This is a genomic window from Streptomyces sp. PsTaAH-124, assembly GCF_000373685.1.
Classification (GTDB): Bacteria; Actinomycetota; Actinomycetes; order Streptomycetales; family Streptomycetaceae; genus Streptomyces; species Streptomyces andamanensis.
On record NZ_KB892167.1, the window covers coordinates 149,208 to 172,264 of the forward strand.

Sequence of the window (23,057 nt, forward strand, 5' to 3'; positions counted from 1 at the left end):
CTGGCCGCCAGCCGAACTGTCCTTCTTCGATAGGTCAGTTTGCCTTCTAAATGGCAGATGCGTCAGCTCCGGGAGACAGCGATCACAGGTCGTGGTGCCCGGTGACACAAGGCCCACACATGCTCTCCGCATCCGGAGAGCGGGCCGCGCCCGGGTGGCAAGCGCTCTCAGTCCGCCAGGTCCACCCGGACGGTCAGCAGGTCGGTCCCGAAGACGCGGACCGCTGCGCTGTTGAACCGGGGCAGGCGGCGCAGCCGGGCCGCGGCGTCGTCCTCGGGCAGCAGATGCGCGGTGCCGTGGTGCCAGCGGCCCCCGATCCGGACCCGGACCGCGGGGTCGGCCAGGATGTTGCGCACGTACTGGGAGCGGGTGCCGAACTCGGAGACGATCCAGAAGGACTCGCCGGTGCGGCGCCCGCCGACGGGGGTGCGGCGGGGCAGGCCGGAGACGCGTCCGGTGGTCTCCAGCAGGGTCTGGAGCGGAAGGCGCCGGGTGACCGGGTTGGCGACGTACCGCTGGAAGCGGGTGACCATCCGGTGCTTCAGGTCGCTGTGACGGGTCAGACGGGTCATGGTGCGTCAGCGTAGACCGGGGGCGCGTCCCGGGGAGTGGGCGCCCGCCGGGTGCCGGGCGCCCGCCGGGTGCGGGGCGGTCACCGGGCCGCCCGGCCGGCGGCACGGGCCCTGGCCCGGACATGGGCGACGTAGCGGACGGTGAAGACCATCGGGATCGCGAAACCGGCGATCTGGATGACGGCGGCGAGGGCGGAGTGGGCGTGCCCGGCGTGGCTCAGCAGGGCGAGGACGACGGCGGTCACGGCGAACGCGGCGGTCCACACGGCGGTGATGACGGTGTTGGTCCGGACGAAGGGCTTCAGTCCCCACAGCTCGGGCGGCGTACTGCGCTTGGCGATGCCCAGGGTGAACGGCCTGCCGATGAGCAGGGAGACCCCGGCGATGACGGCGAGGGTGCCCGAGGAGAGCGCCGCGGAGTAGGTGTGCACGCCCGAGTCGTGGTCGGCGAAGGCGACGGCCGCCAGCACGGCGAAGAAGACCGCCGAGCCGGACTCGATGATCAGCGCGTCGAAGCCGGCGCCGGAGCGCACCTGGCCGACGATGACCGCGACGGCGATGACGAGCGCGGCCAGGGCCGCCCACTGCCAGCTCCCCGAGGGCAGCACCGCGAAGACGATCCATGGCAGGAAGGTGCGCAGATAGGACATGGCGTTCCCCGTTTTCCCCGGTGGCACTTAGTTCTGTTCCGACATGTCGAAAGTAGAAGGTCGAGGACTGACATGTCAATCCTGGAAGGTCGTGGCTACAGTGGGGGCATGAGCCTCAGACACGCACTGCTCGGCCTGCTCTCGGAGCGCCCCGCCAGCGGCTACGACCTGCTGAAGCGGTTCGAGACCTCGTTGGCCAACGTCTGGCCGGCCACCCAGAGCCAGATCTACACCGAACTGACCAAGCTCGCCGGCGCCGGACTGATCGAGGTGGCGGCCGAGGGCCCCCGGGGCCGCAAGGAGTACGCCCTCACCGGCGGCGGACTGGCCGAGCTGCGCCACTGGCTCACCGCGACCGAGCCCCAGCGCACCGTCCGCAGCGACATCCTGCTGCGCGTCTTCTTCCTCGGCGTGCTCACCCCCGCGCAGGGCCGCGCCTACCTCACCGGCCTCGCCGAGATGTCCGAGCGCGAGCACGGCGAACTGCGCCGGCTCACCGACTCCATCGACTGGGGCGACGACAGCCTCTCCGTGCACGGCCGCATCGCCCTGGAGTACGGGCTGCGCTTCAACGCCATGCGCCGCGAGTGGGCCGAGTGGGCGGCGGACCGGATCAAGTGAGCGGGGGCCGGGCGGCGCGGTCGCGCCCGTCGCCGTGATCGGCGCCGGTGATCAGCGCACTCGTATGCTCGGAGGATGACGACTTCCGCGACCTCCGGAACCGGCCCCACCGAGAACTCCCTGCGTCGCGCCCTCAAACGCGCGCGGGACGGTGTCGCGCTCGACGTCGCCGAGGCGGCGGTGCTGCTCCAGGCCCGCGGCGAACACCTGCGCGACCTCGTCGCCTCCGCCGCCCGGGTGCGCGACGCCGGGCTCGACGCCGCCGGGCGGCCCGGCGTCATCACCTACTCCAAGAGCGTCTTCGTCCCGCTGACCCGGCTGTGCCGGGACAAGTGCCACTACTGCACCTTCGTCACCGTCCCCGGCAAGCTGCGCCGGGCCGGGCACGGGATGTTCATGTCGCCGGACGAGGTGCTGGACATCGCCCGCCGGGGCGCCGCACTCGGCTGCAAGGAAGCCCTCATCACCCTCGGCGACAAGCCGGAGGACCGCTGGCCCGAGGCGCGCGAGTGGCTCGACGCGCACGGCTACGACGACACCATCGCCTACGTCCGCGCGATCTCCGTCCGCGTCCTGGAGGAGACCGGACTGCTGCCGCACCTCAACCCGGGCGTCATGAGCTGGACGGACTTCCAGCGCCTCAAGCCCGTCGCCCCGTCCATGGGCATGATGCTGGAGACCACCGCGACCCGCCTGTGGTCCGAGCCCGGCGGCCCCCACCACGGCTCCCCGGACAAGGAACCCGCCGTGCGGCTGCGGGTCCTGGAGGACGCCGGACGCTCCTCCGTCCCCTTCACCTCCGGGATCCTCATCGGCATCGGCGAGAGCCACGAGGAGCGCGCCGAGTCCCTGTTCGCGCTGCGCAAGATCGCCCGCGCCCACCACGGCATCCAGGAACTGATCATCCAGAACTTCCGTGCCAAGCCGGACACGGCGATGCGCGGCATGCCCGACGCCGAACTGGACGACCTGGTCGCCACCGTCGCCGTCGCCCGGCACATCATGGGCCCCGCCGCCTGCCTCCAGGCCCCGCCCAACCTGGTCGACGGCGAGTACGAACGCCTCATCGAGGCAGGCATCGACGACTGGGGCGGTGTCTCCCCGCTCACCATCGACCACGTCAACCCCGAGCGCCCCTGGCCGCAGATCGACCAGTTGCGCGAGCGCTCCGCCGCCGCCGGCTTCGAGCTGCGCGAACGGCTCTGCGTCTACCCGGAGTTCGTCACCCGGGGCGAGCCCTGGCTCGACCCGCGGCTGCTCCCGCACGTCGGCGCCCTCGCCGACCCGGACACCGGACTGGCCCGCGAGGACGCCGTCGTCGAGGGCCGCCCCTGGCAGGAGCCCGACGAGGCGTTCACCGCGTCCGGCCGCACCGACCTGCACACCGCCGTCGACACCGAGGGCCGCACCGGCGACCGGCGCGGCGACTTCGACGAGGTCTACGGCGACTGGGAGGCCCTGCGCGAGGCCGCGGCACCCGGCATGGTGCCCGAGCGCATCGACACCGACGTACGCCAGGCGCTGCGCACCGCGGCCGACGACCCGACGCGGCTGACCGACGCCGAGGCGCTGGCCCTGCTGCACGCGGACGGGCCCGCGCTGGACGCCCTCACCCGGATCGCGGACGACGTCCGCAGATCGGCGGTGGGCGACGACGTGACGTACATCGTCACCCGCAACATCAACTTCACCAACGTCTGCTACACCGGCTGCCGCTTCTGCGCGTTCGCCCAGCGCCGCACCGACGCCGACGCCTACACCCTCTCCCTCGACCAGGTCGCCGACCGCGCCCAGCAGGCCTGGGAGGTGGGCGCGGTGGAGGTCTGCATGCAGGGCGGCATCCACCCGGACCTGCCCGGCACCGCGTACTTCGACATCGCGCGCGCGGTCAAGGAACGCGTCCCGGGCATGCATGTGCACGCCTTCTCGCCGATGGAGGTGGTCAACGGCGCCTCCCGCACCGGACTTTCGGTCCGCGAGTGGCTGACGGCGGCCAAGGAGGCGGGCCTGGACAGCATCCCGGGCACCGCGGCGGAGATCCTGGACGACGAGGTCCGCTGGGTGCTGACCAAGGGCAAACTGCCCGCCGCCACCTGGATCGAGGTGGTGACCACCGCGCACGAGCTGGGCATCCGCTCCTCCTCGACGATGATGTACGGCCATGTCGACCAGCCCCGCCACTGGCTCGGCCATCTGCGCACGCTGGCCGGGATCCAGCAGCGCACGGGCGGGTTCACCGAGTTCGTGACGCTGCCCTTCATCCACACCAACGCGCCCGTCTACCTGGCCGGCATCGCCCGCCCCGGACCCACGGTCCGCGACAACCGGGCGGTCACCGCGATGGCCCGGCTGCTGCTGCACCCCTGGATCCCCAACATCCAGACGAGCTGGGTCAAACTGGGCACGGAGGGCGCGGCAGAGATGCTCCGCTCCGGCGCCAACGACCTCGGCGGGACCCTCATGGAGGAGACCATCTCCCGGATGGCGGGCTCCTCCTACGGCTCCTACAAGTCGGTCAAGGACCTGACCGAGGTCGCCGCCGCGGCCGGCCGGCCCGCGAAACCGCGCACCACCCTCTACGGCGAGGTCCCCGAGGAGCGGCAGCGCGCGGCGGCCGCCTCCGACGGTCATCTGCCGCGGCTGCTGCCGGTGCTGGACTGAACCGCGCGGGAGGCGGCCCACAGTACGATGAGCCGACGGTTCCCGGGGCCGAACAGCTGAGTAGCCGAGGAGATGCGTGCCCATGCCTGCCCGAATACCTTCGTGGGCCTGGGTCAGCGGCCTCACCGTCGCGGCGGTCGTCGCGGTCGGCGCCCTCGCCGCCCAGGCGGACCAGGGCCCGCACCCCGTCGCCGCCGCGCCCCGTCCGAGCGCCTCGGCCTCCGCGGGCAAGCACCCGCCGGCCGCCTCCCCCAAGCACACCGCGCCGCCCGCGGCCCCGACCGGCTCGGGCACCGGCCGCCGTGTCGTCTACTCCCTCGGCCAGAAGCGCGTCTGGCTGATGGACGAACGCGGCATGCCCTCCCGGACGTTCGCCGTCTGGCCCGGCACGGTCAGCCCCGACCCGGGCGCCTACGCGATCTCCCAGCGGGTCGCCGACCCCACGAAGGGCTCGGACGGCGTGGAGATCGAGCACATCATGTACTTCGCCGGGAAGGCGGGCGTCTTCGTCGCCTTCAGCAACGCCGTCGACGGCTCCTCGCCGCCACCGGTCGCCGAGGGCATCAAGACGGGCGGCGTCCGCACCGGCAAGGAGGACGGCACGGCCCTGTGGGACTTCGCGGCGAAGGGGACGCGGGTGGTCGTGGTCGACTGACGCCCCGGCCCCGCGGCCACCGCCTCCCCGGCGGCGTCGTACGCCTACGCGGCCCCGGCCCCCCTCGGGTAGCGGGCGAGCCAGCCCGGGGACGAGCCGGTGGGGCCGTGCAGGGCGGGGCCCTGGGTCATCTCCATCGCGAAGTCGTCCGCGAGGACCAGCAGGGTGGGGCGGCCCTCCAGTTCGGCCAGCCAGGCGGGCGGCAGGGCCGTCTCGCCGTGCAGGGCGCCGAGCAGCCCGCCGGTGAGGGCACCGGCCGCGCCCGAGGGGCCGCTCTGGTTCACCGCCAGGCACAGTCCGTGCCGTACGTCCTCGCCGACCAGCGCGCAGTACACGGCGACCGCGAGCACGCCCTCCGCCGCGCCCCGCCCGGCCAGTTCCGCCACCCGCGCCGGGCCCGGCATGCCCTGGCGGACCGCGCCCAGCGCGTGCTGGAGGGCGTCCGACACCGGCTCGTGGCCCGGCCGCACCGCGAGCAGCGCCAGCGCCTTCTGCACCGCGGCGTCCAGCGCGTCCCCGCGGGCCAGCCCGTGCACGATCACGGCGTACGCGCCGGCCGCCAGCCACGCCGAGGGGTGGCCGTGGCTCTGCGCGGCGCACTCCACCGCGAGCTGCACGACCAACTGGGGCTCCCAGCCGACCAGCAGCCCGAACGGCGCGGACCGGGCGGCGGCCTCCGGACCCGTCTCCCCGGGGTTCTTCGGCGTCTCCGGGGTCCCCATGACGGTGTCGCCGAACCCGCCGAGCAGCGCCCGCGTCGGCTCCCGCCGGGCGTACAGCCACTCCTCGCGGGCCAGCCAGCCGTCGTCCTCGCGGCGCTCGTCGGGTCCCCAGTCCCGCTGGGTGGCCGCCCAGCGCAGATACGCGCGGTGCAGGTCGGTCGGCGGGTGCCAGGCCCCGGTGTCGCGGCGTACCTGCGCCCGGATCAGCCCGTCCACGGTGAACAGCGTGAGCTGGGTGAAGTGCGTGATCCCGCCGGACCGCCCGTGCGCGGGGGCCAGGTCCGCGATCCCCTCGGGGCCGTGCGCCGCGCGGATCGCGTCGAGGCCGAGCCCGTCCACCGCGGCCCCGAGCGCGTCCCCCAGCCCCACGCCGAGCAGCGTGCCCCGCACTCTGCTGCGGAAGTCCTGCTGCTCGGCACGCCCCCAGACCACCCCGGACGTCGTACCCACCCAGACCTCCTCACGGCACCGTCCGTACGTACGACGTTCGGCACTGTAGCCGAACGGGAACGGTGCGTTCAGGTGCTCCGTGGGCGCGGCCCTCACGACGGCGGGGTGCCCACCACGTCGTCGCCCGCGCCCGCCGGGGCCGGTACCGCCGCCGAGGAGGCGCCGTCGCCGTCCCCGTCGGTGTTGACCCGTTCGATGACGGCGAGCCGTTCGGGGGTGTCCTCCGGGTGGATGTAGCCGATGACGACGTACAGGACCAGGGAGACCGCGAGCGGGATCGACACCTGGTACTGGAGCGGTACGCCGCCGTCGACGTGCGCGTTCACCGGGTAGTTCACCAGCCAGAACGCCAGCAGGCCCAGCGCCCAGCTGGTGAGCGCGGCGGTCGGTCCGGAGCGGCGGAAGGGGCGGAGCAGGCCCAGCATCATCGGGATGGCGATCGGGCCCATGAGACCGGCGACCCACTTGATGACGACCGTGATGATGTCCTTGAAGGCGGGGGACTCGACCTGGGTCGCCACCGCCATGGACAGGCCGAGGAAGACGACGGTCGTCACCCGGGCGGCCACCAGGGCACCGCGCGTGCCCCACGCCCGCGCCCGCCGCGACAGCACCGGTGCCACGTCCCGGGTGAAGACGGCGGCGATCGCGTTGGCGTCCGAGGAGCACATGGCCATCGTGTGGGAGAAGAAGCCGACGACGACCAGGCCCAGCAGCCCGTGCGGCAGGAGCTGTTCGGTCATCAGGGCGTAGGAGTCGGAGCCGTCGGGCCTGGCCGCGTGCACCAGCAGCGGCGACATCCACATCGGGAAGAAGAGGACGGCCGGCCAGACGAGCCACAGCGCGGCGGACAGGCGCGCCGAGCGCTCGGCCTGGCGGGCGCTGCTCGTGGCCATGTAGCGCTGGGCCTGGTTGAGCATGCCGCCGTTGTACTCGAAGAGCTTGATGAACAGGAAGGCCAGCAGGAACACCGTGCCGTACGGGCCGACCAGCGGCTTGCCGTGGCCGTGCAGGGCGGGCTCGTCCCAGGCGCCGAGGAAGCCGATGCCCTTGTCGTTCAGCTTGAGGACGACGGCGACGAACATGGAGACACCGGCGAGCAACTGGATGACGAACTGCCCCAGTTCGGTGAGCGCGTCCGCCCACAGGCCGCCGATCGTGCAGTAGACGGCGGTGATCGCCCCGGTGATGAGGATGCCCTGGTCGAGGCTGATCCCGGTGAAGACGGACAGCAGGGTCGCGATCGCCGCCCACTTGGCGCCCACGTCCACGATCTTCAGCAGCATGCCGGACCAGGCGAGCGCCTGCTGCGTGGGGAGGTTGTAGCGGTTCTTCAGATACTCCAGCGGCGAGGCCACGTGCAGCCGGGAGCGCATCCGGTTGATGCGCGGCGCGAACAGCTTCGAGCCGATGGCGATGCCCAGGGCGATGGGGAACGACCAGGTGACGAAGGAGGTGACGCCGTAGGTGTAGGAGATGCCCGCGTATCCGGTGAACAGCACCGCGCTGTAGCCCGACATGTGGTGCGAGATGCCGGACAGCCACCAGGGCATCCGGCCGCCCGCGGTGAAGAAGTCGCTCACGTCGCCCACCCGCCGGTGCGACCAGAGGCCGATCGCCACCATCACACCGAAGTAGCCGATGAGCACGGCCCAGTCGAGACTGTTCATGTGCCCCCTTCCAGGGTCCGCCTTGTGAACTCCGCTCAGCAGGTGGGCACTTCGCCTGAACGGGGGAGGGGCGACGAAGGCCGCGAAGTGCCCGCTCATCGTGGGATCGCTCGCATGTGCACGACAAGAAAGCGGAAGGTCAAGACGGAGTAAAAAGGTTCTGCTTGCTGACCTCGGTTCAGCTATATGAACATGCGGGAGTGGTGTCGGGGTGTGCCGACGGGGCCGCCCCGGGCAGGGCGAAGCCCCCTCGGCAACGGCGGCGGACCGGCCGAGGGGGCTTCTGCGGGCGGCGCTCACGGGGCTGCCGCGTGCGCCTGCTGTGCGTTCTTCAGTTGTGGTGCGGTGTGCCGGGCGAGGGTCGGGAGGGCCCCGGCAGAGGCCCCTGCCTCAGGACTTGACCGACGCCACGAAGGAGTTCCACGTGTCGGCGCGGAAGCCGAGCGCCGGGCCCCCGGGGACCTTGGAGTCCCGGACCGCCATGGCCGCGACGACCGGTGACTTGACCTCGACGCACGCGCCGTTGCCCGTGGAGTACGAGGACTTGGTCCACTTCGCCGTGGCACCCTGACGAATTGCCATTTCTGCTCCGGATTGCGAGTGAGGGGTTGAATGGCTGACACCGCACGACGCGTTCGGGGAACCCACAGCGCGGTCTGCGCCAACGGTGTTGCTCGATGGCGTGATCGACGCTACTCGCCGGGCTCGTTGGGTGAAGCCGCCGTTCACTCGACCGGATGGCATATTCCAACAGCTCTTCCGTCTACGGCTGTTGACGGTGTACCGTGCCCGCCTCTCAGCGTGCGTAGTCCTTCGCGGCCTTCTCGATGAACTCCCGCGACTGCTCCACGTTGAGGGCCTGCGCGCGCAGGTGCTCGTACATCACGCTGTACTTCTGCACGTCGTTGGCCTTCTCCAGATACAGGTCGCTGGTCACGCCCTCGATGTAGACCACGCTGGAGTCCGCCGTGTCCGGGAACTCCAGGATGGCGTACTGGCCGTTCAGGCCCGGATGCGCGCCCATCCCGAAGGGGATCACCTGCACGGTCACGTGCGGCAGCTGCGACTGCTCGACCAGGTGCTCCAACTGCTCCCGCATCAGCGCCGGACCGCCGACGACCCGGCGCAGCGCGGCCTCGTCCAGGACCGTCCACAGCCGCAGCGGGTTCTCGGCGGCCGCGATGCGCTCCTGTCTGCGCATCCGTACCTGGACGCGCTTCTCGATGTCCGCGGGCGTCGTCTCCGGCAGCGCGCCGGCGATCAGCGCCTCTGCGTACTGACGGGTCTGGAGCAGCCCCGGGACCACCTGCGGGTCGTACACCCGCAGACTCGCCGCGTCGGTCTCCAGACCGATGTACACGCTGTACGGGATGTCACCGAAGGAGTGCCACCAGCCCTGCTGGCGCGAGTCCTTGGCCATCTGCATCAGCGAGTCGACGATCCGGTGGTCCTCGACCTCGTAGACCCCGCACAGATCGCGGACGTCGCGCTGGCTGATGCTGCGCCGGCCGTTCTCCAGACGGCTGATCTTCGACTGCGACACGAGCAGTCGTTCCGCCACTTCTTCCGCCGTCATGCCCTTGAGCTCACGGAGCCTGCGCAGCTCCTGGCCCAGCCGGCGCCGCCTGACGGTGGGATTGACATTGGACGCCACGGGACGCGCACCTCCGGCTGCATGCCTCTACTTTGCGTATCTGCTGCTGAGCAGATTGCCACCAAGCGGCTTGCCTCCGCTGGGAAACGCCGGATATGCGGCGTCCGCAAGCCGGTTCGGGGGCCCTGGTGAGCGGCCGGGCGGGGCGCCGGAACCCCGGGGTGGACCCCCGGGTTCCGCCACCCCGCCCGGACCAGCGGCTCCCGAACCGGGTCTGGGGACTGCGCTGCGGCGTGTGCGGCGTGCGCGGCCCGTACGGTCGTACGACCTGTACGGCGTGCGCGTGGGTGCGATGGTGTCGTGCTTCCGTGGTGCGGTGGTGCGGTGTTTCTGCGGTGCGGTGCTTCTACGGTGCGGTGCTTCTACGGTGCGCCGCGGTGCCTTCGCCGTGGAGCGGCTGCCGCGCCGCCGCGGCGGATCAGTGCGCCACCGCGCGCATCATGGCCCCGGCGCCGTGCTGCGGCTGCATCGGAACGCCGCGGGCCGGTTCCGGAGCGGGCCTGCCGCCCGCGGTGGCCTGCCGGCCGACCGGTGCCTGGCCGCGGCGGGGCTGGGCCGCCGCGCCGTTCTGCACGTCCATCACGGCGTGTGCGACGAGACCCCCCATGGGGTCGTGCCGGATCAGATCGCGCAGCCGGGACCGGGACGAACGCCCCTCGTTGCCCGGATACAGGTGCTTGCCGAGGCCGACCGCGTGGGCCAGCGCCGCGAGCGCCGCGGTCCGCGGGTCCGGCGGTACGCCGGTGCGGATCGCGGAGTCGAGCCGGGCCCTGATCTCCCGGCTGATCGCGTTGTCCGTCGCCTGGTAGCGAGTCGTCGGCAGCACCCCGCACATCTGGCCGGCCACGGCATGCACCATGCCGCACCGCTCCAGATGCGAGAGATAGGTCTGGCGGAGCCCGAGACGCGGCCCGCCGATCCAGTGGACGGCCCGTACCGGAGCGCCGCGCCTCCGCAGCAACTCCAACGCGCAGTCCAGTGTCGGATCTCCTGTCGGCCGTGGCACCACCACGGCGATACGATCCCCGTCTGGGGCTATCCGTCCGGCCAGCGCCAGCTCCACTAGCTGTGCCCCGGCCAGACCCAGGTCGAGCGACTGCGGCTGCGCAGTGGTACCCGTGGTCGGGTCCAGTGCCAGCAGCAGAAGCTCCTCCGGAAGTGTTCTGCGGCTCCTGCCCATCCATGCCTCCCCGCGTGGATGTACGACAGGGTGACCCCTCTCACATTGGTCTGTCGAGAGTGCGTGACCGCTTCGTAGTGGAACCAGTAGGTATGTCGTTCTCGTCTTCCCCGTGGGTTTGGTCCGCACACAGGACACTGGTACATGGTTCGGACAGCGGTACGACCGGGTGGTACAGGCGGTCGTACCTCCGCTGGTACGGCCGGCCGGTACGGCTGTGTGCGGGTGGCGGTTCACGGTTCGGTAGCGGCACGCGGGGCGTGCGGCACATGAGGAGGCATCGGTGGCGGGCGAGTCCCCCGACAGGTCGAAGCAGCGCGAGTCGTCGGCAGAACCGACGTCGGGGAGCGCGGGCCCGGTTCCCGGGGCCAGGAGCGAGACGCGGGATCCCCGCGATCCGCGCCTCGCGCTGAGCGGGGAGTCCGGTGCGTCCGGGGCGGCGGCCGGTGAAGCGTCCGGCACGTCGGGTACGTCCGGTACGTCGGGGAGTCGCGGTGGCGTGGACACGGCCACGCGGGTGCTCTCGGTGCGGGACGTGGTGACGGAGCCGAAGCCGGAGCCGGAGGCGGAGGACGATCCGGCGGAAGCGCCGGAGGCGGGCGAGGGCGGCGGCGGGAGCGGCGTCGCCGAGGACGCCGAGCAGTCCGAGGAACCGGCGGCGGAGGAAGCCCGGGACGCCGAGGACGCCGAGAAGCCCGAGCCGGACGCCGGGACGGCCGCGAAGGCGGACGCCGGGACGGCCGACGACCCCGAGCCCGAGGCGAAGGCGAAGGCGAAGACCGCAGAGCCCAAGGTTTCCGAGCCCAAGGCCCCCGAGACCGGGACTCCGGAGCCCGAGGCCCCGAAGGCCGACGCCGACACCGACCGCTCTGAGGCCGAAGCAGAAGCCGAAACCGAGGCCGAACCCGCAGTCGACCGGCCCACCGCTGTCTTCAAGAAGCCCAGGCCCGCCGTCGACCAGCCCACCACCATGCTGAAGCTGGGCGGCGCGGCGAAGGACGCGGCGAAGGACGGCGCGAAGGCCGCCCCGAAGCCCGGCGAGGGCGGCGAGGGCAAGGGCGGCACCAAGCCCGCCCCCAAGCCCGCGGAGTCCGAGGCCGAGCGCACCAGCAAGTTCGTCGCGCTCAAGCCCCTGGACGCCCCGAAGCCGGAGTCCGCCGCCCCGGCCACGCCGAAGGCGGAGCCCACCGCGCCGCCCGCGCGCACCACGCCCGCGGCCCGGCCCGGCTTCGAGCGGACCACCCAGCAGCCGCTGCCGCCCAAGCCCCCGCTGGACCTGCTCGCGGAGCTGACGAACACTCCGCCGCCGCCGGAGACCCCGCTGCGCACGACGATGCGCCGGGTGAAGATCTGGACCCCGCTGGTCCTGCTGCTCCTGGTCGTCTTTGCGGTCGTACAGGCTCTGCGCCCGCTGCCGGCGCCCGCCCTCGCCCTCACCGCGAAGGACACCTACGCCTTCGACGGCGGCAAGCTGTCCCTGCCGTGGCCGGACGAGGGCCAGGGCTGGATGGACGTGCAGGGCGTCGGCGCGATGGGGCAGTTCGGCGCCCAGAAGCCGGTGGCCATCGGGTCGGTCGCCAAGACCATGACGTCGTACATCATCCTGCGCGACCACCCGCTCAAGGTGGGCCAGGAGGGCCCGAAGATCCAGATCGACCCGACGGCCGAGAAGGAGGGCGGCTACGACAAGGGCGGTGAGTCCACGCTCAACACGGTCAAGGCCGGCCAGAGCCTCACCGAGAAGCAGGCGCTGTCCGCCGTCATGATCCCGTCCGCGAACAACATCGCGCGGCTGCTGGCGCGCTGGGACGCGGGTTCCGAGGCGGCGTTCGTCAAGAAGATGAACGACACCGCCAAGGAACTGGGGATGACCCACACGACGTACACCGACCCCTCCGGTCTGAAGGAGACGACCGTCTCCACCGCCGAGGACCAGGTGAAGCTCGGCAACCAGGTCGTGCAGAACCCGGCGCTGGTGGCCATCACCAGCGCGGCCAGCTGGACGGACCCGTCCGGCAAGAACTGGCCCAACTGGAACGAGCTGCCGTACCGGATGGGCGCGATCGGCATCAAGACGGGCAGCACCACCGCGGCCGGCGGCAATCTGCTCTTCGCCGCCCGCAAGAAGGTCGGCGGCGAGACGGTCACCGTCGTCGGCGCGATCCTGGGCCAGCACAAGAACCCGATCCTCGGCACCGCCAACGCCGTCAGCAAGACCGCCCTCGAAGCCGCCAAGGAGGCCCTGACCTCCGCGAAGATCCTCAAGAAGGGCGACGTCGTCGGGTACGTGGACGACAAGCTCGGCGGCCACACCCCCGTCGTCGTCACCGAGGACGTCACCGCGGTCGGCTGGGCCGGTTCGCAGGTGAAGCTGTCCTTCGCCGCCGACCAGGTGCCCCACTCGGCGAAGGCCGGGACCAAGGTCGGCACGCTCACCGTGGGCGAGGGCGGCGCGGGCGGCGCGATCAAGGTGCCGGTCGCCCTCAGCCAGGACCTCGGCGAGCCGGACTTCCTGGCCAGGCTGACCCGGATCAGCTGACCGGTGCGGGCCCGGCCCCGGGCCCGCACCAGCGGTCCGCGCACCCCGTCGGGGAGCCCCACCCGGGGCGCTCCCCGGCGGGGTGCGTGCTAGCGTCACGAATCGGGCACGTCACCGGTCGTGGGACGAGGCCGCGAACAGAGGACGGGACACGGGGAGTGCCTTCAGGTGGCCACAGCGGAGCCGACACGCGCCGACGACGCCGATCCGGGCCCGGGAGCAGGCCCGCGAATAGGTTCGCGCATCCCTGACACGGAGCGCGACCGGACGCGGGCGGACGGTGACACGGCGCGGGCCGGTGGTGACGAACTCGCCTGGGCGGCCCGGTGGCCGCGTGCCCGCGGTGCCGTCCTGGCGCTGCGTGAGCGGATGCTCCGGCATCCCGTCCTCTCGATCACCGCGCTGGCCGGTGTGCTGCACGTCATCTGGTTCTTCGCCTTCGCCAACAGCGGCGGCGACCTCGCCGCGCAGGACGCGTGGGCCGAGTTCGTCGGCCGCCACCCGGACTCGGCGTACAACCTCGCCTGGTACGGCGGGATGCACGCGGTCTCCTACAGCATGGTGTCGCCGTATCTGATGTCCCTGCTCGGCGTCCGTACGACGATGATGATCGCGGGCACGGTCTCCGCGGGCCTGCTCACCTTGATACTCCTGCGCAGCCGCGTGGTCAGAAACCCGCTGTGGGCGGCGCTGGCCGGGGTGTTCGGACTGCTGTGCAACGCGCTGTCGGGCCGGGTGACCTTCGGTCTGGGCACGATGTTCGCGCTGGGCGCGGTCGCCGCCGTCTTCTGCTGGCCGCACCGCTGGCGCCGCAAGCGCTGGGCGAAGGCCCTGGTCGCGGCGCCGCTGGCCGCGCTCGCCACCATGGGCTCGCCGGTGGCGGGCCTGTTCGTGGGCCTGGTGGCGGTCGCCCTCTTCCTCCAGAAGCGCCGCCCCGGTGCCTGGGCGCTCGGGCTGGCTCCGGCCGTGGTGGTGGCCGTCTCCGCGCTGCTCTTCCCCTTCTCCGGCACCCAGCCGATGGGCTTCGGCTCGGCGTCCCTGCCGCTGCTGTACGCCGTCCTCGCGGCCGTCCTCGTCCCCCGGGAGTGGACGACGGTCCGGATCACCTCCTGGGTGTACGCCCTGTCGGTGGTCGGGGTCTGGGTGATCAGCTCCCAGATCGGCTCCAACATCACCCGCCTGGCGATGCTGTTCGCCGGGGTGGCGCTGGTGGCGGCGCTGCCGTTCACGGTGCCGCGCTCGCGCAAGTGGTACGCGACCGTGCTGGCGCTGACCGGCTTCGTCGTCTGGATCGGCTTCAAGTCGGTGGACGACATCGTGCACACCGCGCCCGCCGCCTCCTGGTCGCGCGAGCTGGCCCCGCTGGTCAACCAGTTGCAGAAGGCCGGTGCGCAGAAGGGCCGGGTCGAGGTCGTCCCGGCCAGCTCGCACCGCGAGGCGTCCGCGCTGGCGCCGTACGTCAACCTCGCCCGCGGCTGGAACCGCCAGGCCGACATGGAGCGCAACCCGCTCTTCTACGACGACACGCTCAACTCGGCCAACTACCACGACTGGCTCCAGCGCTGGGCGGTGCACTACGTGGTGCTGCCCAAGGGCGAGCCGGACGGCGACGGCGGGCAGCGCGAGCGGGCGCTCGTGCAGCGCGGCATGCCCTACCTCAGCCAGGTCTGGGGCGACGCCAACTGGCAGCTGTTCAAGGTCACCGACCCCAAGCCGCTCGCCGAGCCCCACGCCGTCGTCGACCGGGCCGAGCAGGGCGAGCTGACCATCGAGGTGCGCGAGCCCGGCCGGGTCCTCATCCGCATCCCGTACTCGCCCTGGCTGAGCCTGGTCGACGAGCACGGCAAGAGCCTCAAGGCGCCCCAGGAGACCGAGGCGTCCAAGCACCGGACCGAGGGCACGCCGAAGACGTTCGACAACGTCAACGGCTGTCTGGCGGAGACCCCGCAGGACGCCAGGGGCGACAGGTGGACGAGCCTGCTCGCCCCGAAGACGGGCACCTACCACCTCGCGGCGCCCTACCGCCTGCCGCGCGGCACCCCGTGCCCGGACGAGCTGAAGCCCGGCAAGTGAGCCGGACCCCGGCGCGCCGCGTCCGGACCCGCTGACGGCCGCGCCGCTGACCGCCGCGCCGCTGACCGCCGCGCCGCTGACCGCGGCCCGGCGGTCCCGGCGGCCCGGCGCTCACCTCACCGGATCACCTCACCTCACCTCACCTCACCGGAAAGGCCACGTCGCACACCGGGTCCTCGGGCCCGGCCGCCTCCCAGTCGGCGAAGTACACCTCGCGGCAGGGCCCGGCAGGCGTCAGCCCCTGACCGGTGATCCACCGCCCCACGGCGTCGAAGGCGGCCTGGATCTGCGGGTGGGCGACCTGTGCCTTGGTGATCCGGGTGTACGCCAGCCGCCGTACGGGCTCGACGCGCACCGCCGTGTCCCAGGACCGCCCCCGCGCCTCGGCCCAGGCGCGCGCGGCCCGCTCGTCGGCGACCGGGACGCAGCACTCGGCGGGTCCGTCGCTCTCCATGGACACCTCGGCGTGATAGACGACGAACGGCGGTCCCGCCACCCCGCCGCACTCCCGCGCCGCTTCCTCCAGCCGGCCCAGCGACGCCCCGATCCACGCGGGCAGCTCACCCGCCAGCGTGTGCCGGGTCTCGGTGACCACCACCTGCGCGGGCACCTCGACCGTCTCGACCGCGAACTTCCCGTACATGTCCTCGCTCCTCCCGGACAGCCGTCCACGGAGGTAGTCGGCGAGGGTCCGCTGCCCGGCCACCCGGCGCTCGACGTCCGCCCAGTACGCGCTGAGCAGCCCGGCCGCGCCGGGCCCGTCCAGCTCGGCCGCCGCGAGCACCTCGGCCACCCGCGCCAGCGGCATGTCCAGCCGCCGCAGCAGCGCCACCAGCCGGGCCCGCTCCGTCTGCGACGCGCGGTAGTAGCGGTAGCCGCTGGCCTCGTCGACCTGCGCCGGTACCAGCAGCCCCAGGCGGTCGTACAGCCGCAGCGCCTTGGCCGACAGCCGGGCCCGCGCGGCGAACGCGCCGATGGTGAGCAGTTCCTCTTCTTCCCCGGCTCGCCCGGCTTGCCCGTCCACCGTGCCATCCTCCGTCACCGGGCGGCCTGTCCGCCCGGTGCCGAGGACGCTGCCCCCTGCCCCAGGGGCAAGGTCAAAGGGGGCTCAGCCGAGCCGCGCCTCGACGGCCGCGACCAGCTCGGGCGCGTCCGGCTCGGTCTGCGGGGAGAACCGGGCGACGACCTCGCCGTCCCGGCCGACGAGGAACTTCTCGAAGTTCCAGCGGATGTCCCCGCTGTGCCCCTCGGCGTCGGCGAAACCCGTCAGCCGCTCGTACAGCGGATGCCGTCCGTCCCCGTTGACCTCGGCCTTCTCGGTCATCGGGAAGGTGACGCCGTACGTCGCCGAGCAGAACGCGGCGATCTCGTCGGCGCTGCCCGGCTCCTGCCCCATGAACTGGTTGCAGGGCACCCCGAGCACGGTGAAGCCCTGCTCCGCGTACCGCTCGTGGAGCTTCTCGAGTCCGGCGTACTGCGGGGTGAGCCCGCACTTGGACGCCACGTTCACGACGAGGACCACGCGTCCCGCGTACTGCGCGAGGTCCGCGTCCCCGCCCTGGAGCGCGCCGATCCCCACACCGAGCGGAGAGGTGGGGGAGAGGGCGCCGTTGCTGTCTGAAGTGGTCATGCGTCGGATGCTAGGCCCTGCCCCCGGAACCCGGCCCGCCCGGCCCCGCCCCGCTCCTGCCCGAAGCCGCCTCCACGAGCACCTGGCCCGCCGCCGTGCGCGTGTACAGGACCGACCGGCCCGCCCGGTGCCGCTGGGCCAGCCCCGCGTCCAGCAGCACCCGCAGATGGCGGCCGACGGAGCCCAGCGCCTGCCCGGTCACGGCGGTCAGCTGGGTCGTGCTCAGCGGCGAGCCGAGCAGGACGAGCACCTGCGCCCGGGAGGCGCCCAGCAGCGCGCCGAGGGCGGCGGGCACGGCCGTCCGCCGCTCGTCCGCACCGGCCAGCACACCCGTGCAGGGGTAGACGACGGCGTACCGCAGCCCGGACTCCTCCCAGGACACCCAGCCGCAGTACGGGGTGACGGGCACGAAGAGGAGCTGGGCGCCGGAGATCTCCCGCGGCGGGTACTCGTGCAGATTGACCTGGAAGCGGCTCCCGCCCAGCCACCGCGTCCCCGGCCGCAGCCCGTCCAGCACCGCCGCCCAGCCGCCCCGGCCGGCCTGCGCGGTCCGCGCCGCCACATCGGCCTGGAGGATCCGCCGCCGCCGCTCCCAGGTGGGCCGTACGGTCTCCGTCCAGACGTACTCCAGCAGCCGCGCCGCCCGCTCGGGCAGGTCGTCCCGCTCCAGCAGCTCCGGTACGGGCCCGGCGAGCGCGGTCCGCAGGTGCGCGCGGGCGGCGGCCGGGCCGGTGGCCCGCACCCGCGCCACCTCCTCGGCGAAGGACTCCCCGTCGCGGGGCGTGGGCGTGAGGAAGTCGGCGATCCACTCCCGGCCGAGACCGGCCCGTACCAGCGCGGCGGTGACCGGGTCCCCGGCCAGCAGCGCGCGGTAGCCGGGCAGGTGGCCGCGCAGCCAGTCCCGCTCGCCCGGATGGCCGCCCGCGTGCCCGGCCGCGCCCTTGTGCAGCAGGATCAGGCTCGCGAACGTCTCGGCCAGCGGCGAGATGAGGAACCGGCTCCCGGCGAGCGTGTCGGCGTTGACCTGCCACCAGCCCACGGAACCGACCGCCCTCCCCGTGACGTTTCGCACCCGCGCGAAACAGTACCGGCCGCCGCCGCACCGCCCCAGACTCCGGCGCATGCGCAGCTACCAGGATCTGTTCCGCACCCCTGAGTTCACCCCGCTGTTCCTGTCCACCGCGGCCCAGACCGCCGCCCAGACGATGAGCGGACTGGCCCTGGGCACCCTCGTGTACCGGGCCACCGGGTCGCCGCTGCTGTCGGCGGTCAGCATGTTCGGCCCCTCGCTCGCCCAGGTGCTGGGCGCGACGCTGCTGCTGTCCGGCTCCGACCGGCTGGCCCCGCGCTCGGCCCTGACCGGTGTGACGCTCGCCTTCGCCGCCACCACGGCCGTGCTCGCGCTGCCCGGACTGCCGCTCGGCGCGCTCTTCGCCGTCGTCCTCGTCCAGGGGCTGGTCGCCTCGCTCGGCGGCGGGGTCCGCTGGGGCCTGCTGAACGAGATCCTGGTGCCCGGCGGCGACACCGGCTATCTGCTGGGGCGGTCGCTGTTCAACATGATGGGCGGCCTCCTCCAGATCGTCGGGTACGCGGTGGGCGGCGCCCTGGTCGCCGTGCTGTCCCCGCGCTACTCGCTGCTGCTGGCCGCCGTCCTGTACGCGCTCGCGTGCGCCGTCGTCCGCCTCGGCCTGAGCAGGCGCCCGCCCCGCGCCACCGGCCGCCCCTCCGTCGCGGCGACCTGGCGCACCAACGCCCTGCTGTGGTCCGACCGTCCGCGCCGCCTGACCTACCTGGGCCTGTGGCTGCCCAACGGCCTCGTCGTCGGCTGCGAGTCGCTGTACGTCTCCTACGCCCCCGACGCGGCCGGGCCGCTCTTCGCCTGCGCGGCGCTGGGCATGCTGGCCGGGGACGCCACGGTCGGCCGGCTGCTGCCGCCCGCCGTGCGCCGCCGCGCGGCCACACCGCTGCTGCTGCTCCTGGCCGCGCCCTATCTGCTCTTCGCGCTGCGCCCGCCGCTGCCGGTGGCCGCCGCCCTCGCCGCGCTCGCCTCCGCCGGGTTCGCCGCCAACCTGGTCCAGCAGGAACGGCTGATGGCCCTGACCCCGGCCGCGCTCAGCGGCCACGCCCTCGGCCTGCACTCGGCGGGCATGCTGACCCTCCAGGGCATCAGCGCGGCGCTGGCGGGCTCGGTGGCCCAGTTCACCTCACCGGCGGGCGCGACGACGGCCATGGCGGCGGCGTCCGCCGCGGTGACCCTGGCCCTGGCGGCGGCCGCCCGGCGCACCCCGGCACAGGCGGACGGGCGCCCCCGCCCGGCCCCCGCGCCCTGACCGCCAACTCCCCGCCCCGCGAGCCCCCTTGCGGCCCGCTTGCACGAACCCGGATATACAGGGGTGGGCCGCCGCCCGGCCCCGCGGGATAGAGTCGCCTGATGGGCCGGTCGTGGGGGTGACCGGTGGTGCTTGGCCGCGCGCGGTGTCCTGGGGAGGGGGCCTTCGAGCATGAGTCGTCGCTCTACGGGTTTGGTCGGGGTCTGGGCCGAGGCGCAGCGGCAGCAGCAGCGCCAGCGCGAGGCCGACGACCGGCGCCGCAGGGACCAGGCCCGGCAGGCGCAGGCGTACCAGCGGCGGGCGGCCCAGGACCACCGCCAGTACCGGCAGGCGGAGGCCCGGCGGCGCACCGACGAACTGGACGCGCAGGTCGCCGCGTTGCAGGGCCTGCTCGCCGAGGGCTGCCTGGCACCCGCCTTCACCGCCGCCGCGCTGCTGCGCGCCGAGGACGTGCAGCCCTTCGCCCCGGGACCGCTCGCCCAGCCCGTCACCATGCCGCCGCAGCCCCACCAGTACCAGGCGCAGGGCGGCTGGACGGCGGGCCGCCGCGCCCAGGCCGAGGCCGACGCCCGCGCCCGCTTCGAGCAGGACTGGTACGCGGCCCAGTCCGCCGAGGCCCGCCGGGTGGAGCAACTGGAGGCGTACCGGCGCGAGTACGACCAGTGGGCCGCCGCCCAGCTGTCCGAGGTGCGCCGTCACAACGCCGGGATCACCGAGGTGACCCAGGGGGTGCGGCGGCGCGACCCGCGCTCCGTGGTCGAGTACTTCTCCGCCGCGCTGTACGCCTCCACCGCCTGGCCCGAGGGCTTCCCCCGGCAGCTCTCGGCGGCGTACGACGCACCGGCGGGCCAGCTCGTACTGGACTGGGAGCTGCCCGGCTACGACATCGTCCCCGCGGTCAGGTCCGTCCGCTACGTCGCCGCGAGCGACGAGGACAAGGAGACCGCCCGGCCCGCGACCCAGTGCCGGACGCTGTACCGGGAGACCGTCGCCCAGTGCATGCTGCTGGTGCTGCACGAACTCTTCGCGGCGGACAGCGAGTTCGGCGCGCTGGAGTCGGTGGCGCTGAACGGCTTCGTGGACGCCCACGACCCGGCCACCGGACGCCAGGGCCACATCCCGCTCGCCACCGTCATGGCCCCGCGCCCGGTGTTCGGCGGGCTGCACCTGGCCCAGGTGGACCCGGTCAGCTGCCTGACCGACGCGCTCCGGGGCCAGCTGACCTCCCGGCCCGACCAGCTCACCGCCGTACGGCCGGGCAGACGGCCGGAGGACATCGGCGACCGGGTCGTCACCCACGGCGGCGACGGCGACGACGAACCCGACCTCTACACGATGGACCCGCTCGTATTCGAGTCCCTGGTCGCCGAGTTGTTCCGCGCCATGGGCATGCAGGCCGTGACGACCCAGCGCTCGGGCGACGGCGGCGTGGACGTCGACGCGCTGGACCCCGCGCCGATCCGTGGCGGCAAGATAGTCGTCCAGGTGAAGCGGTACCGCAACACCGTGCCGCCCACGGCCGTACGCGACCTGTACGGCACCGTCCAGGACACCGGCGCCAACAAGGGCGTCCTGGTGACCACGTCGAAGTTCGGCCCCGGCTCGCACACCTTCGCGGGCGGCAAGCCGCTGGAGCTGGTCTCCGGCACCGAACTCGTCGACCTGCTGCACCGGCACGGCCTGCGCGGCAGGCTCGGCGACCCGCGCCGGACCCCGGACCCGGCGCCTCCGGCCGCCGCACCCGCGCCCGCGCCCGGCGCCCCCGCCGCGCCCACCGACGACTACAACGTCCTCGGCATGTCCTGGTCCGGCGACGTCGCCCTGGACGTGTGCGCCCTGGTCTGCACCGGCAACCGGGTCCTCGACGACGACCACTTCGTCTTCTACAACAACCCGAGCACCCCCGACGGCTCCGTCGGCGCGCTCGCCGCCGCACCCCCGGACAAGGCGGCCATCAGGGTCTCCTTCGACGCCCTCCCGGCCCGTTCCGACCGGCTCGTCCTGGTCGCCGCCATCGACCCGGAGGCCGATCCGCACGCCGACCTCACCGGCTTCACCGACGCCCGCATCCGCCTCCTGGACCCGGCCCTGACCGAGCTGGGCGTCCTGGACGTCTCCGACGGCCGCCCCGGCGAGACGGCCCTCGTCCTGGGCTCCTTCCGCCGCCGCGCCAACGGCGACTGGGACTTCGTCCTCGGCGGCAAGGGCTATCCGGGCGGTCTGGTCCAGCTGGTCGAGGACCACGGCATCGAGGTCGAGTAGGCGGCCGGGTCCGGACGCGCACCGCACGGGCGCGGCTCCCGCCGTTCACCCGCCTGGCGGTCCCCCGCTGGTGGAGCGCCCCGCCGCCGCCCACGGTGGACGCATCCGACCGCAGGAGGGCGACACCATGACGGAGCAGCCGGCGACTCCTGGCCGTGAGCCGGGCCACCACCGCCCCCAGGACCGCACCGCCGCCCCCGGCTCCCCCGCGGGCCCGGCGGGGACGGCGGGGACGGCGGGGACGGCGGGGACGGCGGGGACGGCGGGCACCGCAGGGGGAGGCGCCGGTGGCGGCGCCGGGGAGGGCCGGCCGAGCGCGTGGGTGGCCGGCGGGACGGTCTTCGCCGGGGTGGTGCTCCTGGTGGGCGGCCTGCTGGACATCCTCAAGGGCATCTCGTCCATCGCGTCCGACACCATCTACACGCGCATCGGCGACTACGTCTACCGCTTCAACCTGACGGCCTGGGGCTGGGTCCTGGTCGTCGTCGGCCTGATCGCCGTGATCACCGGCCTCGGCCTCCTCACCGACGCCCTCTGGGCCCGCGTCCTCGGCGTCTTCATGGCCTGCCTCAGCCTCATCGCCAACTTCCTCTGGCTGCCCTACCAGCCCCTGTGGGCCCTGATCTCCATCGGCCTGGACGCCTGGGTGATCTGGGCCCTGACCGCCCACCGCACCCCACGCGCCCTGTGAGGTGTACGACGCGGCGAGAGCGGAGGCACGGGCCGGGCGCCCGCCCGCGGGGAACCGCTTGACCGGCGCCCGCCGATCGCTGAACACTTGCACGACCATGAGCGGCAGCCCGTACGAGCCCCCTGAACTCCGCCTCGTCCCCGCCTCACGGCGCGGGGCGGTGACGAGGCGGGGCCTGCGGTTCGGGCTGGCCGTCGGCGGGGTGTGCGCGCTCTGCTGGGTCACCGTGATGACAGCGGGCGTGGCGGTGGTGGCCGTACGGGGTTCCTGGCGGAAGGCGTCCGAGGCCCTCTTCCTCGAAGCGGCCCTCGTGGGTGGCAGCCTGGCGGTGGGCGTGGTGCTGGGGCTGCTGCTCGGCACGGTGCTGGCGTTCGCCCCCGCCCGGCTGACCTCCCGCACGTGGCCTCGCGGGCTCCTGGCGGCCGCCGTCGCCGGATCGCTGTTCCTCGGTGAGGTCGTGGTCAGCGCGGAGGGCGGCATACTTCCGGTCCTCCTGGCGACACTCGGCGTACCGCCGGCCGGCCTGGCGGCCGCCGCGTGCAGCGGCGACATCGCGGGCACGAGCCGCCGGTACGCATGGCTGCACCCGCACCCGGACCCGCTCCCTTCCCGTATGGCGGCGCTACGGAGCCTCACCTGGCGCGCGAGGCTCCGTGCCGTGGCGGACCTGCTGTGGACGTGACGCCGGGGTGCGGGA

19 protein-coding genes are annotated in these 23,057 nt (G+C 73.3%); 9 read left to right on the forward strand and 10 right to left on the reverse strand.

The window, feature by feature from the left end; all coding sequences use genetic code 11:
* Window positions 1-167 precede the first annotated feature (167 nt).
* Together B086_RS0114510 and B086_RS0114515 are read right to left on the reverse strand one after the other, a co-directional pair.
* Window positions 168-572 (reverse strand): nitroreductase/quinone reductase family protein, encoded by a 405-nt coding sequence (locus B086_RS0114510; protein WP_018567141.1) that lies wholly within the window; start codon window positions 570-572, stop codon window positions 168-170.
* An 80-nt stretch (window positions 573-652) separates the two neighbouring features.
* The gene (locus B086_RS0114515) at window positions 653-1,222 is read right to left on the reverse strand and encodes a hypothetical protein (protein ID WP_018567142.1); all 570 of its coding nucleotides are present in this window, start codon (window positions 1,220-1,222) and stop codon (window positions 653-655) included.
* 108 nt (window positions 1,223-1,330) lie between these two features.
* Between B086_RS0114515 and B086_RS0114520 the strand changes: the two genes are divergently transcribed.
* The 3 genes from B086_RS0114520 (at window position 1,331) to B086_RS0114530 (ending at window position 5,159) form a co-directional block, all read left to right on the forward strand.
* Window positions 1,331-1,843: a PadR family transcriptional regulator gene (locus tag B086_RS0114520; RefSeq protein ID WP_018567143.1), complete on the forward strand. Its 513-nt coding sequence runs from the start codon at window positions 1,331-1,333 to the stop codon at window positions 1,841-1,843.
* Window positions 1,844-1,918: 75 nt separating this feature from the next.
* The gene (locus tag B086_RS0114525) at window positions 1,919-4,504 is read left to right on the forward strand and encodes a bifunctional FO biosynthesis protein CofGH (RefSeq protein WP_018567144.1); all 2,586 of its coding nucleotides are present in this window, start codon (window positions 1,919-1,921) and stop codon (window positions 4,502-4,504) included.
* An 82-nt stretch (window positions 4,505-4,586) separates the two neighbouring features.
* Window positions 4,587-5,159, forward strand: coding sequence for a L,D-transpeptidase (locus B086_RS0114530; protein ID WP_018567145.1), 573 nt, complete (start codon window positions 4,587-4,589; stop codon window positions 5,157-5,159).
* Between the two features lie 44 nt (window positions 5,160-5,203).
* On the opposite strand, the gene B086_RS0114535 is transcribed toward B086_RS0114530, so the two are convergent.
* The 5 genes from B086_RS0114535 to B086_RS0114555 form a co-directional block, all read right to left on the reverse strand.
* The gene (locus B086_RS0114535) at window positions 5,204-6,331 is read right to left on the reverse strand and encodes an ADP-ribosylglycohydrolase family protein (RefSeq protein WP_018567146.1); all 1,128 of its coding nucleotides are present in this window, start codon (window positions 6,329-6,331) and stop codon (window positions 5,204-5,206) included.
* Between the two features lie 92 nt (window positions 6,332-6,423).
* Window positions 6,424-8,001, reverse strand: a complete 1,578-nt coding sequence (locus B086_RS0114540) for a sodium:solute symporter family protein (RefSeq protein ID WP_018567147.1) — start codon at window positions 7,999-8,001, stop codon at window positions 6,424-6,426.
* Window positions 8,002-8,391: 390 nt separating this feature from the next.
* Window positions 8,392-8,583 (reverse strand): DUF397 domain-containing protein, encoded by a 192-nt coding sequence (locus tag B086_RS42835; protein ID WP_018567148.1) that lies wholly within the window; start codon window positions 8,581-8,583, stop codon window positions 8,392-8,394.
* A gap of 214 nt (window positions 8,584-8,797) precedes the next feature.
* Window positions 8,798-9,655, reverse strand: a complete 858-nt coding sequence (locus B086_RS0114550) for a helix-turn-helix domain-containing protein (protein WP_018567149.1) — start codon at window positions 9,653-9,655, stop codon at window positions 8,798-8,800.
* A gap of 418 nt (window positions 9,656-10,073) precedes the next feature.
* Window positions 10,074-10,835, reverse strand: a complete 762-nt coding sequence (locus B086_RS0114555; RefSeq protein ID WP_026252425.1) for a GOLPH3/VPS74 family protein — start codon at window positions 10,833-10,835, stop codon at window positions 10,074-10,076.
* Between the two features lie 499 nt (window positions 10,836-11,334).
* Between B086_RS0114555 and B086_RS0114560 the strand changes: the two genes are divergently transcribed.
* Complete coding sequence (locus B086_RS0114560; RefSeq protein ID WP_018567151.1) at window positions 11,335-13,374, forward strand: hypothetical protein; 2,040 nt, start codon at window positions 11,335-11,337, stop codon at window positions 13,372-13,374.
* Window positions 13,375-13,542: 168 nt separating this feature from the next.
* Window positions 13,543-15,447 carry a hypothetical protein gene (locus tag B086_RS0114565; RefSeq protein WP_026252427.1) on the forward strand — a complete coding sequence of 635 codons (1,905 nt, stop codon included), beginning with the start codon at window positions 13,543-13,545 and terminating at the stop codon, window positions 15,445-15,447.
* Between the two features lie 139 nt (window positions 15,448-15,586).
* Here the strand turns inward: B086_RS0114565 and B086_RS0114570 are convergent, their stop codons facing one another.
* The 3 genes from B086_RS0114570 to B086_RS0114580 form a co-directional block, all read right to left on the reverse strand.
* The gene (locus B086_RS0114570) at window positions 15,587-16,489 is read right to left on the reverse strand and encodes a MerR family transcriptional regulator (RefSeq protein ID WP_420712549.1); all 903 of its coding nucleotides are present in this window, start codon (window positions 16,487-16,489) and stop codon (window positions 15,587-15,589) included.
* Between the two features lie 66 nt (window positions 16,490-16,555).
* Window positions 16,556-17,077 (reverse strand): glutathione peroxidase, encoded by a 522-nt coding sequence (locus tag B086_RS0114575; protein WP_018567154.1) that lies wholly within the window; start codon window positions 17,075-17,077, stop codon window positions 16,556-16,558.
* Window positions 17,078-17,087: 10 nt separating this feature from the next.
* On the reverse strand, window positions 17,088-18,116 hold the full coding sequence (locus B086_RS0114580) for an ArsR/SmtB family transcription factor (RefSeq protein WP_018567155.1): 1,029 nt from the start codon (window positions 18,114-18,116) through the stop codon (window positions 17,088-17,090).
* Between the two features lie 82 nt (window positions 18,117-18,198).
* Between B086_RS0114580 and B086_RS0114585 the strand changes: the two genes are divergently transcribed.
* From B086_RS0114585 to B086_RS0114600, 4 genes are all read left to right on the forward strand, one after another.
* Window positions 18,199-19,407, forward strand: coding sequence for a membrane protein (locus tag B086_RS0114585; protein WP_018567156.1), 1,209 nt, complete (start codon window positions 18,199-18,201; stop codon window positions 19,405-19,407).
* Between the two features lie 171 nt (window positions 19,408-19,578).
* Window positions 19,579-21,669, forward strand: coding sequence for a restriction endonuclease (locus tag B086_RS0114590; protein WP_051115833.1), 2,091 nt, complete (start codon window positions 19,579-19,581; stop codon window positions 21,667-21,669).
* Between the two features lie 322 nt (window positions 21,670-21,991).
* Window positions 21,992-22,360 (forward strand): DUF7144 family membrane protein, encoded by a 369-nt coding sequence (locus B086_RS40000; RefSeq protein WP_018567158.1) that lies wholly within the window; start codon window positions 21,992-21,994, stop codon window positions 22,358-22,360.
* Window positions 22,361-22,457: 97 nt separating this feature from the next.
* A complete protein-coding gene (locus tag B086_RS0114600; RefSeq protein WP_158690388.1) occupies window positions 22,458-23,042 on the forward strand; it encodes a hypothetical protein in 585 nt (194 codons plus the stop codon).
* Window positions 23,043-23,057 lie beyond the last annotated feature (15 nt).